General features: G+C 41.7%; 14 protein-coding genes and 1 pseudogene. All 15 read left to right on the top strand.

Annotated features, from left to right (window positions below):
- The coding region (locus AC6I5A_RS12395) for a polymorphic toxin-type HINT domain-containing protein (protein WP_497900728.1) at positions 1-2,268 on the top strand (2,268 nt) is incomplete at its 5' end.
- 14 nt (positions 2,269-2,282) lie between these two features.
- On the top strand, positions 2,283-2,828 hold the full coding sequence (locus AC6I5A_RS12390) for a hypothetical protein (protein ID WP_034616466.1): 546 nt from the start codon (positions 2,283-2,285) through the stop codon (positions 2,826-2,828).
- An 865-nt stretch (positions 2,829-3,693) separates the two neighbouring features.
- The gene (locus AC6I5A_RS12385; RefSeq protein WP_497900727.1) at positions 3,694-4,764 is read left to right on the top strand and encodes an IS110 family RNA-guided transposase; all 1,071 of its coding nucleotides are present in this window, start codon (positions 3,694-3,696) and stop codon (positions 4,762-4,764) included.
- A 118-nt stretch (positions 4,765-4,882) separates the two neighbouring features.
- On the top strand, positions 4,883-6,130 hold the full coding sequence (locus AC6I5A_RS12380) for an IS91 family transposase (protein ID WP_497900726.1): 1,248 nt from the start codon (positions 4,883-4,885) through the stop codon (positions 6,128-6,130).
- A gap of 193 nt (positions 6,131-6,323) precedes the next feature.
- A pseudogene (locus AC6I5A_RS12375) lies at positions 6,324-6,548 on the top strand (IS110 family RNA-guided transposase); the annotation flags it as partial.
- An 81-nt stretch (positions 6,549-6,629) separates the two neighbouring features.
- Positions 6,630-6,971, top strand: coding sequence for a hypothetical protein (locus AC6I5A_RS12370; protein ID WP_497900729.1), 342 nt, complete (start codon positions 6,630-6,632; stop codon positions 6,969-6,971).
- 14 nt (positions 6,972-6,985) lie between these two features.
- A complete protein-coding gene (locus AC6I5A_RS12365) occupies positions 6,986-7,732 on the top strand; it encodes a hypothetical protein (protein WP_034616461.1) in 747 nt (248 codons plus the stop codon).
- A gap of 69 nt (positions 7,733-7,801) precedes the next feature.
- Positions 7,802-8,056: a polymorphic toxin-type HINT domain-containing protein gene (locus AC6I5A_RS12360; protein WP_034616459.1), complete on the top strand. Its 255-nt coding sequence runs from the start codon at positions 7,802-7,804 to the stop codon at positions 8,054-8,056.
- A gap of 909 nt (positions 8,057-8,965) precedes the next feature.
- Complete coding sequence (locus AC6I5A_RS12355; RefSeq protein ID WP_034616458.1) at positions 8,966-9,268, top strand: hypothetical protein; 303 nt, start codon at positions 8,966-8,968, stop codon at positions 9,266-9,268.
- 12 nt (positions 9,269-9,280) lie between these two features.
- Positions 9,281-9,550: a YlmC/YmxH family sporulation protein gene (locus AC6I5A_RS12350; protein WP_034616456.1), complete on the top strand. Its 270-nt coding sequence runs from the start codon at positions 9,281-9,283 to the stop codon at positions 9,548-9,550.
- A gap of 111 nt (positions 9,551-9,661) precedes the next feature.
- On the top strand, positions 9,662-10,465 hold the full coding sequence (dapB, locus tag AC6I5A_RS12345; RefSeq protein ID WP_034616452.1) for a 4-hydroxy-tetrahydrodipicolinate reductase: 804 nt from the start codon (positions 9,662-9,664) through the stop codon (positions 10,463-10,465).
- Between the two features lie 101 nt (positions 10,466-10,566).
- On the top strand, positions 10,567-11,478 hold the full coding sequence (gene dpsA / locus AC6I5A_RS12340) for a dipicolinate synthase subunit DpsA (protein WP_034616449.1): 912 nt from the start codon (positions 10,567-10,569) through the stop codon (positions 11,476-11,478).
- Between the two features lie 21 nt (positions 11,479-11,499).
- Complete coding sequence (locus tag AC6I5A_RS12335; protein WP_034616446.1) at positions 11,500-12,087, top strand: dipicolinate synthase subunit B; 588 nt, start codon at positions 11,500-11,502, stop codon at positions 12,085-12,087.
- A gap of 87 nt (positions 12,088-12,174) precedes the next feature.
- The gene (locus AC6I5A_RS12330; RefSeq protein WP_034616444.1) at positions 12,175-13,164 is read left to right on the top strand and encodes an aspartate-semialdehyde dehydrogenase; all 990 of its coding nucleotides are present in this window, start codon (positions 12,175-12,177) and stop codon (positions 13,162-13,164) included.
- A 286-nt stretch (positions 13,165-13,450) separates the two neighbouring features.
- Positions 13,451-14,677: an aspartate kinase gene (dapG, locus tag AC6I5A_RS12325; protein WP_034616441.1), complete on the top strand. Its 1,227-nt coding sequence runs from the start codon at positions 13,451-13,453 to the stop codon at positions 14,675-14,677.
- Positions 14,678-14,732: the final 55 nt, after the last annotated feature.

The following is a 14,732-nucleotide window of genomic DNA, read 5'->3' as shown; positions in this document are numbered from 1 at the left end:
GAGAAATCGGGAAGCGACACAAAAAATACCTACAACGGTGAAGGATTACGGGTATCGAAACAGGTTAATAGCCAGATAACAAAATACGTTTATATTTGGGATAAAGTCGCATTAGAACTGGATAGTTCAAATAATCAGACAGCCAAAAACATCCAGGGTACAAGCCTCATTGCCCGGACCGTAAGTGGTGCTACCCTTTACTACATGTATAACGGGCACGGAGATGTCACTGCTCTGCTTGATGCGGCAGGGACCATACAGGCAACCTATTATTATGATGCCTTTGGCAATATCTTGGAATCGACTGGAAATGTCAATAACCCCTTTACCTATGCTGGTTACCAATATGATAAAGAGACCGGATTGTACTACTGCAACAGCCGGATGTATGATCCAGTAACGGCTAGGTTCCTGCAGGAAGACACCTATGGCGGCGATCCTAATGACCCGTTGAGTTTAAACAGATATATCTACACTTACAATAATCCGTTAAAATACTATGACCCGACTGGGCATTGGCCAAATTTTGGTGGATTCTTTAGCGGAATAGGGAGTTTCTTCAGCGGAATAGGAAGCTCAATCAGTTCATGGGGTTCGGCTATATCTAATACAATAAGCTCATATGCATCTTCGGCGTATAACACAGCCGGCTCAATAGGGACGTCGATCTATAACACAGCCGGCTCATGGGGAACGTCGACATACAATTCGCTGAGTTCGTTTGGGAATTCGTTAATAAGTACAGTAAGCTCCTATACGACATCGGCGTATAATTCATTAAGTTCAGCAGGGACATCGACGTACAATTCGCTGAGTTCGTTTGGGAATTCGTTAATAAGTACAACAAGCTCCTATACGACATCGGCGTACAATTCATTAAGTTCAATAGGAACGTCGACATACAATTCGCTGAGTTCGTTTGGGAATTCGTTAATAAGTACAGTAAGCTCCTATACGACATCAGCGTACAATTCATTAAGTTCAATAGGAACGTCGACATACAATTCGCCGAGTTCGTTTGGGAATTCGTTAATAAGTACAGCAAGCTCCTATACGACATCAGCGTATAATTCATTAAGTTCAATAGGGACGTCGACATACAGTTCGCTGAGTTCGTTTGGGAATTCGTTAAGTTCCTACGGGATGACAACTTTGCCGATAGCACAGAACTTCTTTGGAGGACTATATGACGCAGGCAAGAGTACGGTAACTGGATTGGTAAATGCTGTCACGAATCCAGTTCAAACAATAGGTCAGATCCAGAATGCAGTTATACACCCTATAAACACGGGAACAGCCATCTGGAATGGTATTTCTACTTCATTTAATGAAAATGTGATCAATGGAGATGCCAACTCAAGAGCAAGATTTGCGGGAGTAGCATTGGGAGAAGTAGCGCTCGCAGTTGTGGGAACAAAAGGCATGGGCAAAACTGTAGATGTATTAAAAGGTACTGATGCAGCCAATGTCGTATATAAAGCTAATACTGCGGTAACTGGTAACAAACTCGCCTTCTCAATATGCTTCACGGGTGAAACCTTAGTAATGACAGCAAATGGGGATAAACAGCTCAAGGATATTCAGGTAGGGGATAAAGTTTATGCTGAAAACGTTAAGACTAATGAAAAGAAGTACAAAAATGTAAAACAGACATTTATTAATGATACTTATACCCTGTTACACATTATTGTTCAAGACACAGTGATAAATACAACCTTAACACATCCATTTTATGTAGTGGATAAAGGCTGGGTCAAAGCTAAAGATTTGGGAGTCGGAGATATACTGACTCTGGCAAATGGAGAAGAAACGAAAGTCGAAGCCCTGGAAATTGAAGAATTTAAGAACCCAGTGAAAGTTTACAATTTCGAGGTTGAGGACTGGCATACTTACTTTGTAAGCAGTTTGGGTGTATTGGTGCATAATTTATGCTCTCAGGGCGCGGGTGAAGCAGCTAAAACGGTACCGGCGCAACTTGTCCGAGAAGGTAATACGGCTACTATTGGAAAAATGGCGGATTTAAACAAAGCTGGCTCAATAAATAGTGGTGAGTTTAAAGTAGCCGATTATCTACCAAATATGGGGAATCCAAAAGCAAACTGGAAGCAGAATTCTGGGATACTAAGAAGTGTAATGAATGAGGGAAAGCCTATTAAAGATGTCTCTCCATATCCAATGAATAATGCTGGATTCTTGGGAGCTGAAAGGAATTTACTTCAAAGCAGAGGATGGACATATAGTAATGGTTATTGGAATCTGCCAAAATAAGGAGGAGAATGAATTTGACTAATAGTTTTATTAAGATCGCAGAATCAGAAATGGCACCCATATTAAAACAAATGGGAGCAAAATTAACAAAGAAAACGCCAACTGAGATATCTTTTTCGTTCTCCAAACTTGAGTTGTCATTTTACTTGGAAAGAGAGTTTGAAGTGTATGGAGTTATTTCGTCTGAAGAATTAAAACAATCCGTGTATTTATCCGAAGTAATGTCAGACTATTTTAATACTGATGAAAAAGCGGTATACCAGATATCTGAAAGTTTTTCTTTGGAATTGTGTATGAGAAAATTTGTAGGTATTGTGACAACCAAAATACTACCTCTTATTGAGGAGGGGAAAATTTATGAAGCTATGAATACTGTTATGCTAAAAAGAAAAGAAAATCTACGAAAATATAATGAGAGTCTAATTGAAAAGGAAGCAGAAAAAGCATTTAAAGAAAAAAGGTATGAAGATGTCATTTCGTATTATTCTCAAATGTCAGAATTAAGCGATGTTCAAAAAAAGAGATTGGAGATATCAAATAATAAAATAAAAGCAATTTGAGGTATAGAGGTAAGCAATGACCTCTATACGCTCCTTGACAAATGTAGAGTACACCCTTACCAGACCACCTAGAAAGGCGTGAAATCTGGCTGTTCGGTAGTGATCCGAGACACCTCAAAGGTGTACCTTGCTAAATTTACAGCCACCTAAGGAAAACAGCTGCTGTTCACTCAAACCCTTTTGCGGTCGGCATTGCCGACCGATGTAATCCGGCGGTGCGCCCAAAGGTGCACCCGCCTTTAACCTGCATGGTTTTCGACCCCATGGTTCACCCCCAAATTGAGGTGACGAAACACATTTTGGGATTGTATTTTAAAGGGAAAGGTTCGCAGAAAGCAGCCAAATCCGTTTTCAATTTCGCCAAAGGGGCAAACACCTTATAGCAGTAACTAAAACGCGACACAGCGGCACACAGTGGCTCACGCTGCCAGACAACAATATTAGCAAACTTGCTATTGGCATTAAACATTTGTGTGCCGGATAACGAAGGCATATATGAAACGCACAGCTTCTGTAAATTTGCCAGCAATGGACATGTAAACTGGCTTGTACCCCATGGTTCATGGTGAACCATGAATTTACAGGAAATCTGTTCTGTGGTAAAATTCGCGCCAGAGGGGGGGTTAAGGGGGTAAGAAATTATCCCGGAAAAATCCCTCGTTTTCTTTTTCTGCATCACTTAGCCATATAAATATACCACAGAAACAACTTGCAATCCGTTTCGGACAGAGTTAACATTACCAACACGAAAGTGAATAACCTGTTTGAAACGGAAAGTTAGCGGTAGATAGGCTGTTGCGCCCTTGCGGGTCTGAAAAGACTAACGCTGTTATCTGAGGTTGCCGGTGCTGGGAGCTTGAAGTGGATGCAGGACAAAAGAAGGGATGATATGCAGAGAAGAGAAAACTATCTCTATGTCGGCATGGACTTACATAAGGACACCCATACTGCCGTGATGGTGAATTGCTGGAATGAGAAACTAGATGTTATCGTAATTGAAAACAAGCCCAGCGAGTTTAGCAAGCTGGCAAAACGAGTAAATAAGATGGCTGTAAAGCTGGGGCTGTCCCCTATTTACGGCTTGGAAAATGCCTACGGTTACGGCAGGAGCCTTGCTGTCTGGCTGATTGAAAAAGGTTATATGGTGAAGGATGTTAATCCGTCCCTGGCTTATGACCAGCGCAAAAGCGCACCCATGATGAAGAAGAACGACGAGCACGACGCTTATTGCGTGGCTACAGTATTGATCAACCAGCTTCATACCCTGCCCGACGCAAAGCCGGAGGACAACCATTGGACGCTGTCCCAGCTTGTCAACCGCCGGGACACCCTTGTCAAAGATGGTATCCGGCTGAAAAACGGTTTGCATGAGCAGGTGTCGACGGCTTACCCAAGCTACCATAGATTTTTTTGCGATATTGACCGGAAGACGGCGCTGTATTTTTGGAAACACTATCCGTCACCCGTCTATCTGCGGAATAAACCTGTTGATGAACTGTTTGAAGAATTTAAAGCGATCGCGTCCAATACAACAAAAAGTAAGATTGAATTGATATTTGAATGCGTTCATCATGATGGTGATACGATACGAGAATATCAGGAATCAAGGGATTTTATCACCAAAAGCCTTGCGCGTTGTCTTGAGCAGCAAAAGGAAGAACTAGCCCTGGTCGATTGTGAAATCGAAAGGATGCTGAGGTATTTTGACTATAAACTAACAACAATACCGGGCGTCAGCATTGCCACAGCAAGCAAGCTGATTGCCGAAATCGGTGATATACGTCGTTTTTCGAGTGCTGATAAACTGGCTCGTTATGCAGGAATTGCACCAATCAAGTTCAGTTCCGGCGGCAAAGGCAAGGAGCAAAGCTCAAAACAAGGTAACCGTGAGCTGCACGGATTATTTTATTTATATATCAGAAAGTATAAGTTTTAGGGTACCTGTCCAATATTGGGGGTACCCCTTTACTTGCCGATTTGTTATGATATAGGCGATGGAAGCAAATGTGTTAAAACAGATATTTTTTGATAAGCATAAGCATTGGGATACTTTTGTGAAAAGATACAAAGGTCGTATCAGACCCATTGTAATTAAAGAAGTTGAAAAGTTTCATCGTTGTGGAGATCCAAAAAGTGGTTTTAAATTATTGGTATGTGAAGCATGCCATGATATAAAAATAGTACCATATCGTTGTAAAGGACGGTTTTGCACAACATGTTCCAGCGGAGAAACTGAGGAGTGGAGTCGGCTTATTGCCGATGAATTGCTCCAGGTTAACCATCGCCATGTTATTTTTACAATTGATGAAGGGTTAAGGGTTATATTTCAGAAACACCGAGAAATACTAAGAGACCTGATGGACGAAGCGGTCCGGATAATCCAGGATTGGTTCAAGAAGAAATTCAAAATTGTACCAGGAATAATAGCTGGGTTGCATACATTTGGGGCGCGGATGAATTTTAATCCCCATGTACATATGCTTGTGACGATGGGTGGGATGAAACAAAGTGGTGAGTGGAAGGTGTATGATTATCTACCTTTTCCGATGCTACGTAAGCAGTGGCAGACAGTCGTATTAAAATTAATACGTAAGGTCCTAGACAATAATGAAAAAAAGAAAGTGCAGCATTTATTGCAAAAGGCATACAGTGCTAATGGAGAAGGATTTTATGTTTATGCCCCCAGACAGAAAGGAAATGTAAAGGAGCAACTGGCCTATATTGGTCGGTATATTCGTCGCCCGGCAATAGCTTTACATCGGATTGAGGAATATGACGGTGAGTATGTAACGTTTAAATACCATGACAAAAAGGATGGTCAAGAAAAGCGGGAAAAGCTAACGGTAGAAAAATTTATAGCCCGGCTGATAGTACATATTCCAGATGAGCAATTCAAAACTATCCGTCATTATGGTGTGTATTCCCGGCGAATAAAAGCCCAATGCAAGAAAATTATTTCTATCTGGCAGAAAGAAATGAGGAAATGGATTGTCAAAGTAAAGAAAAGCATTAGCCGGAGGAAATGGTGTCAACGTATCAAAGAACAGACCGGAAAAGATCCCATGATATGCCCGCATTGCGGGAACTATTATGAATACAAGGGAGAAGTGTGTCTAAAAGAGGGACAACTAGAAATAAAACATGCAAGTTGTCAAGTAGCACGAGCTTGTCTAGAGAGGATGATTTACAATCTCACCGAAATCAAAACAACGGAAACTGGGCAAAAAGAAGAAAAAGCACCAAAGCAGCCCGAACGAAAACGGGAACAGGAATACGGTCAATTATGTTTGTTTGGAGTGTAACCAAACTGAAGGGATACCTCTAAACGTAGTACGATCATTCGATGAGATGGATGATGGTGATCCAACAGTGCCTCCGCAGTTCAGTTGTGAAAAATGTGGTGGTACTATGTATCCAGAGTATTACAAGGGGATCCATGGGTATGAGTACAAAATAACGGATGTTAAATAAAAGGACCGAGGCCGTAGCCTCGGTTTTCTTAATCTGGCGGTATCCATGGTCACGGTTCCAAAGACAGGAAAGCCGAATCAGCCTATATTTTATTTCTATTATCAGCGTAAAATCAGCGAAGGTAAAACGAAATCACAGGCGTTGGTCTGTATAATGCGCCGATTAGTAAACATTGTTTACGGCATGATGAAGAACAAGACGGAGTATCGTCCCTTTGTGGTTGAGGATCATGTTGTAGAAGAACAGTAATGATTGTTATAACACAGCATTGAAATTATGCCATAAATTTTAAAATTGAATACGGGTTCCCAACCTTAATCTGAGATATAGATTCTTCCACCTGAGGGGGCGGGTGAATTTGTCCACGGTAACAGTAAATTAAGTACTAAAGTTCAGCATGGATATGAAATATTTGAAAATGAATCTGGGGATATCATAAAGATAGGTATTAGCGGGCGACCGCTTAATAAAAATGAGACATCGCCAAGAGCAAATTCTCAAGTAAATAGTTTTAATAATGCTGCTGGATCTAATAAGTACGGTGCAAGAGTTGTTGAGCCGAGCATTCAAGGCAGACAAGCAGCCCTTGACTGGGAATTAAATAATGCAATGAGGATTTGGAGAGAAGGAAATTCAATGAGTATGCACCAAAGGCCACAACCCTGGAAATAAGGAGATGATAAAAAGTGTATTTAAGCGAATTTGATTTGGATTTACCATATATCGCTGATGAAGATAAAATTAATGCAATAATGAATGAGAAAAATTGTCTCCGTAATGAAGCAACTAAACTGGATTATGAAAAAAATTGGAAAGATAAGAGACGCCAGTTTAGATTAGAAACCAGAAATATCTCAGCTATGTTTGAAAGATTATTTGGACGGATGGAAACGAAAGACTGTTCAAAGATACTGGTTGAATGTGTCGATGATGTCAAGGAAGAGCAAGTTTTGAACTTTTTAGGTGTATGTACCGTACAAGTAAAATTCAGTTATAATAGTTTCTCAGCTAGTAATGATTATCAGAAGAAAAAAGAAACTTTAGACTTACTAATGGAAGGTACCAAAATAGTTGTAGAAAATGAAAATTGGAATATTAAACCCTTCGAAACGGTATATTTCAAGATTCGTGAAGCTAATTACACAAATGAATGGGTTTGGAAGAAACCTGTTAAAAGTGCAGACAAAAAATTTAGTGCTGAGGTTTTATGTCAGCATGGAGTTGAATCTATTCAGATTTATATAGTTCTACGAGATAAAAATGGTACTAAATTAGATAAAAAAATAGTTATTTCAGAACTCCCAGACGAATTTGCATATGCTGAACATTTGGGAGAAGTTAAGTGGCTTTCAGATAACGAAGTAGCATTGGTAAATAAAAAAGGCGACAAAACATGGACGGTTAACGTTGAACTGACTGCGAAACAAAAATAAAGCTTACTAACAAAAGTAGTCAAAAAACTGGGAGATGGATTAGCGTCTCCTTTTACGGTTCAAGACACAGTGATAAATACAACCTTAACACATCCATTTTATGTAATGGATAAAGGCTGGGTCAAAGCTAAAGATTTGGGAGTCGGAGATATACTGACTCTGGCAAATGGAGAAGAAACGAAAGTCGAAGCCCTGGAAATTGAAGAATTTAAGAACCCAGTGAAAGTTTACAATTTCGAGGTTGAGGACTGGCATACTTACTTTGTAAGCAGTTTGGTGTATTGGTGCATAATATATGCTCTCAGGGGGCGGGTATGGTTTTGATATTTTTAATGCTCTTAAAAAAGAACTCGGAACTGCTGGGGAAGGAAAGGCTTGGCATCACATTGTAGAACAAAATCAAATTCAGAAATCGCTTTAGTCCGCTACAAATCCACAATACAAATAACGTAATTGCTGTTGATTCAGCGACTCTCGCAAAGATAAGTGGATATTATAATACGTCAAAGTTTTCATTTAAAATGGGATGAAAGTAAGAGATTGGATTGCAGGACAAAGTTTTGAAACGCAGCATGAGTTTGGGATTGACGTCATTAAAAGATTTGAGGTAATAAAGTAATGAAAAGTTATCATCTCAAGAAATAATCGCCCAATATATCGAGAGCGGAATAATATCGCAGAAGGCTACATTGAAAGAGGATTATAAATCTAATAACAAAGAGGGAAAAAACTTATAAAAAATATTCAAGATGTTAGGGAATGATGTTGAATTGGCAAAATCAACACTGAATAGCATTGACTGATTGCCTGACAGTAAACGAGTAATGTTTAAAGAAGATAAGTCTGCGTGCTCGAAGACACACTTATTTGTGCTTGGAAAGCAATCTACACATATAAACATGCGGTCACTCCAGCTTGGAGCAGCCCACTCAACCCCGCGTGATTTGTAGTTAACTGTTATCCCTAGGAGTTCAGAATAATGAAAAATTAGCTCAAATCCAACTTATTTCATTACGTTTTGTGTCTTGAGCGAAGCGAAAGTAATGACTATAAACATGAGACCAAAGTGCCTATTCTGCGTATGCCGACTCTGCCTTTCTTTATTTGCTTGGCAAGGCAGAAACTGAAGGCAACAAAGGAAAAATGTAGACGTGGGTAGAAGTGGATCTTTCACAAATTCTATGTTCTACTAAAGTTTGTCTGTTCATACACTCCCCATGAGGGGGAGTGAAAATGCAAGCCCTGGGGGTTATGTTCCTGGTATTTGGAGTTATCATTTCCGTACGTGAACGAAAGTATCGGCTGATGTGGCGATCTCAGGCTACGTCAAATCAATTGGCCACTGCTTTAAGTCAATTAGTGGGTACAGCAGGGGGGATTTACCTCTCGCTGGAGCTCTTGTTCTCCTTCTTAAAAATCCCCGAGGATTGGTGGAGTGGTTCAATCTTTTTAATTGAACCACTAGCTCTAATTTCCTTATTGATAGCCATATTGCAACCTTTTGTATTGAGTACTTGGACAAGACTGCGGAAATAAGGAGGAAATAGGATGCTTTTAAGTGATCTTGCCGGTAAAGAAATTATCAATTTGTATGATGGCGCAAAACTCGGCTTGGTGGGGGACGCTGATCTTGATATTTCCTTAAACGGATCAGTTGAAGCAATCATTCTAACCTCCCGCGGGGGATTTTCAGGTTTTTGGGGTTCCAGGGGAGACCGGGAACGAGAAATATTGATGATACCTTGGCAAACTATCAAAAAAGTAGGGTCCGAAGTTATCATTATTGATCTGCATAATAAATCTGATAAGATTCGTTAAGATACAATTTGACAGAGGGCAGGATACCCAATAAAATGGATGGAAAAGCTGCAACCCCGAACTGCGTTTGGCAACGGGGTTTTTGCCTTATCATCGCAGGAGGGGTTTCCGTTGAAGAAAATTCGGGTTTTTGTGGCCGGAGCAAGTGGAAAAATGGGTCAGGAAGTGATCCGTTCGCTTTTAAAACAAGATGATCTCTTATTGGTGGGAGCTTGTGATACACGACAACTGGGAATGGATGTTGGGTTTGTTGTAGGCGCACCGCGGGTCGGGGTAGATATTACAGGTCCATTAGACCTTGAAATCTTAAATGCGACACGCGCTGATGTTTTAGTGGATTTTACTAATCCTCAATCTGTTTTAAAAAACACCAAAACGGCAATTCTGGCCGGTGTAGTTCCAGTTGTTGGCACAACCGGCTTGGATGAATCTGAAATTGAAGAAATTCGTGCCCTCGTAGTGAAAGAACGCGTAGGCGCATTCTTGGCTCCAAATTTCTCTATTGGGGCGATTTTGATGATGCGCTTTGCCTGGGAAACAGCAAAATACTTTCCACATGTGGATATTATTGAATTGCACCATGATCAAAAACTGGACGCCCCGTCGGGAACCGCAATAAAAACGGCGGAAGGGATTTTAGAAGTCCGTGACCCCATGGTTCAAGGACACCCGAATGAATATGAAAAAATTATAGGGGCCCGTGGCGCGGATATTGGAGGAATTCATATACACTCTGTGCGGCTTCCCGGGTTGCTTGCCCACCAAGAAGTTTTATTTGGAGGGTTAGGTCAGGCTCTAACAATCCGGCATGATGTATTCTCGAGAGAAACCTATATGCCGGGGGTAATGTTAGCTATTCGCAAGGCTTCCGAGTTGAATAATCTAGTCATAGGACTCGAGAATTTCCTTGATTAAATAATATCTCGCGTAAAATAATATCTCGCGTAACCGCTGCCCTCATTCCCTCATATAATGGATAGTAGTCAATGGGACACTGTCTCAAAGGGGGCATAAAGATGAGTGCGGATCTGAAAGGAATTCGTTTGGCCGTGATAGGGGGGGATGATCGGGAACTATATTTAATTCCCGAACTACAAAAACTGGGAGCCTACATAGTCGGGGTCGGATACGAAAATGCTTCTCCCATTCCGGGAATGATGCTTGCGCCTTCATTACAAGATGTAGTTGGTCAAGTAGATATGCTGCTTTTTCCAATGTTCGGCACGGATGAACGTGGGGTAGTCAAAGCCAAATATTCTTCTTCACCTATCGTTTTAAACAAAGAAGTACTTCAAGCTATTCCAGCGCGTGTTCCGCTGATTATTGGTTTCGCGCGGCCGGCTTTGAAGTCAGTAGCAGAAAAGATGGGAACCCAGTTGGTAGAAACCATATCCCTTAATGAGATTACTATCCTTAATTCCATTCCTTCGGCAGAAGGAGCCATTCAAATGGCTATGGAGAACACAACCATTACGATTCATGGTAGTGAAAGCATCGTCTTAGGTTTAGGGCGGTGTGGTTGGACTCTGGCGCGAATGTTGCAAGGTATTGGAGCACATGTGACGGGGGTTGCTCGTAAACCAATGGACTTAGCGCGTGCTACTGAAATGGGACTTAATGCCGTACATTTTTCCGATCTTGAGGATAAGATTGGACGTGCGGAGATCATTTTTAACACCGTACCTCATCTTGTCTTAGACCGCATGATGTTAGAAAAGGTGGCACGGGATGTAGTAATCGTGGATTTGGCTTCTATTCCGGGAGGGACAGATTTTGAATATGCACAGATGCTTGGCATAAAAGCACTTCTGGCCCCGGGTCTCCCAGGCATTGTAGCTCCCAAAACAGCCGGCCGAATTCTTGCTCAAATCTATCCGCAACTTATTCTTCGTCACTTGACCACAATGAATACTACGGTTCAGTCTTAAAAAGTGGAGGTGCGAAGAGAGATGCAGATTGACGGGTTGAAGATTGGTTTTGCTATTACAGGATCACATTGTATGATACATGAAGTTATAAATGTTATGGAGCGACTGGTAGATGAAGGTGCTGACGTGACGCCGATAATCTCTTACTCCGTTGATAGTATGGACACACGATTTGGAAAGGCGGAGGATTGGAAACATCAATTCCAGGAAATCACTCAAAGGGATCTGATTCTTTCTATTCCTGATGCTGAGCCTATCGGACCAAAGAACATGTTTGATTGTGTTGTCATTGCTCCGTGTACCGGAAATACCATTGCTAAGCTGGCAAATGGTATTATAGATACCCCAGTACTCATGGCAGCAAAATCCCATCTTCGTAATCTAAGACCGGTGGTTTTGGCGATTTCGACCAATGATGGACTGGGGCTCAATGCACGTAATATTGGGACTTTACTCATAACAAAAAATATTTACTTGGTACCGTTTGGTCAAGATAATCCGCAAGTTAAAGCAAATTCCCTGGTAGCGCATATGGATAAATTGCCGGAAACCATCCTCATGGCTTGTGCCGGACAACAAATCCAACCTGTGCTTTTGGATTATCGGTAATATGTGGATCACTGTGGGACTTGGGGCCTTGCTTCCGGTGGGGTACCCTTTCCCACAAGTTAAAAATATTTAAGGAGGAACAAATTAATGCCAAATGTTGCAATTGTTGGTGCCACGGGAGCAGTTGGACAAGAGTTTCTTAAAATTCTCGCCGAACGGAATTTTCCGGTTAATGAATTGAGGCTGTTAGCGACAAAACATTCTGCAGGGAAAATAATTTCATGGCAAGGCCAGAAACTTGAGGTTCAAGAGTCAACCAATGAGAGCTTTAAGGGTATTGACATTGCGCTTTTTGCAGGTGGATCGGGAAGCACGGAATACGCCCATGCCGCAGTGAATAGTGGGGCTGTGGTGATCGATAACAGCAGCGCTTTTCGCCTTGACCTGGAAGTGCCTCTTGTAGTACCTGAAGTCAATCCGGAAGATGTTTCGTGGCATAAAGGAATTATTGCAAATCCCAACTGTTCAACGATTATTATGGCGGTTGCCCTTAAGCCTATTTTTGATTTAGCAGGAATTCGTCGGGTGGTAGTTTCTACATATCAAGCCGTGTCCGGTGCGGGACGCGAAGGTATTGAGGAATTGGAAACACAGGTTAAGGCCTGGACACGGGGGGAAGAACTCACTTCCAAAGTTTTCCCTTATCAAATTGCTTTCAACCTTATTCCACGCATTGATATATTTCAAGAAGGAGACTATACCAAAGAAGAGTGGAAGATGGTATATGAAACACAAAAGATTTTCCACGCTCCCAATATGGCCATTACAGCAACCACCGTTCGGGTACCAGTTTTGCGTAGTCATTCGGAGTCCATTAATGTGGAGACAGATCGGTTAGTCAGTGTCTCAGAAGTCCGGGAGGCTTTAAGCAAAGCGGCGGGGGTTATTGTTGATGACGATCCAGGTAATGACAGTTATCCGATGCCTTGGTTTAGTTCGGATAAAGACGAAGTCTATGTTGGACGCTTGCGTAAAGACTTTTCTATCGCTCAGGGCTTTAATTTGTGGGTGGCAGGGGATCAAATCCGTAAAGGTGCAGCAACGAATGCCGTACAAATCGCGGAACTCCTACTATAATCGTGGTTCGCGGTTCGAGATACGAAGTTCGAAGTCGAAGGATCAAGTTTCAGGTCTAAAATAGGAAGTAAGGCTTCGAGTTAGGTAGTTTAAAGTTCTTAGTAAATGGATAGATCTTTGGTTTGAGGATCAAAGAACGATGTTCAAAGATTGAAAGATTGAAAGATTGAAAGATAAAAGCTTAATAGTTAGGAGTTAGAGATTAGAAGTAAGATTAGTAGTTAGAAGTTAGTATTAGTTTGGTTCGAACATCGAACCTCGAACCTCGATAAGGGGGGTGGAAGGGTTGCGAATTTTGGTACAGAAGTTTGGAGGAACCTCTGTGGCTACGGCAGAGCGGCGAGCAAGTGTGGTCTCCAAAGTTTCAGAGGCTATTCTTAGTGGATATTCTCCGGTTATCGTAGTTTCTGCAATTGGCCGTTTTGGGGACCCCTACGCAACGGATACTTTTTTGAGCATGGTTCAAGAAATTTGTTCTAATTTACCAAAACGGGAGTTAGATCTCCTGATGAGTTGCGGGGAAGTGATTTCCGGGACTATATTAGCAAGTACGTTAATTAGTCTGGGACTTGAAGCGGTTCTTTTTACAGGAGGGCAAGCAGGAATTATTACTGATAATGAGTTCGGGAATGCTCGGATTGTACGGGTAGAGCCTAGCAGGATTCTGGAGCAACTAGCAAAAGGCAAAGTCGTTGTTGTTACTGGTTTCCAGGGAATTACAGAAGACGGACAGATTACGACCCTTGGACGAGGGGGAAGTGATACGACGGCTTCGGCACTAGGTGTTGCTCTCGATGCGGAAGCGATAGAAATTTATACGGATGTTGAGGGAATTATGACGGCAGATCCTCGGATTGTTGAAGATGCACGGACAATAGATACCGTCACTTATAACGAAATATGTCAAATGGCATATCAAGGAGCCAAAGTCATTCATCCACGTTCTGTAGAAATCGCGATGCAACGAAATATTTCGCTCAGAATCAAATCGACCTTTTCAGATGCACCGGGGACATTGGTTACGAACATGTATCCAGATCGAGGAGTTGGGACGGATATTACCTCAGACCGTATTATCACTGGTATTGCGCATACGCCGAATGTCACACAACTTCGGATTCTAACAGAGGATGTTCAAGACAGACATCTTACGGATAAAAAGATATTTAAAGCGATGGCACTTGCCGACATTAGCGTAGACCTCATCAGTGTACAACCGGAAGCAGTGCTCTATACCGTTCGGGATGAGGTTGCGTCTCAAGCAGTTAAAATTTTACAGAATATGGGCTTTGAACCGCGAGTAGTTCCAAATTGTGCAAAAGTATCTATTATAGGTGCAGGAATTGCTGGTGTCCCCGGTGTAATGGCCGATTTGGTAGAAGCACTTTCTGATGCAGGTGTGACTATTCTGCAATCAGCTGATTCACACACTACTATTTGGGTGCTGGTTCATAAGGAAGACATGGCGACGGCAGTCAAAACATTACACCAAAAATTCCGTTTAGGTATTTGAATATAAGCAAAAGAATTGGGTGGAGAGGGATGAGTCAAATGTCTTTTGGAAGAAT

This window comes from Desulfosporosinus sp. Tol-M2 (genome assembly GCF_059735615.1).
The sequence above is the reverse complement of the archived record's forward strand: the minus strand, read 5'-3'. Positions and strand labels throughout refer to the sequence as shown.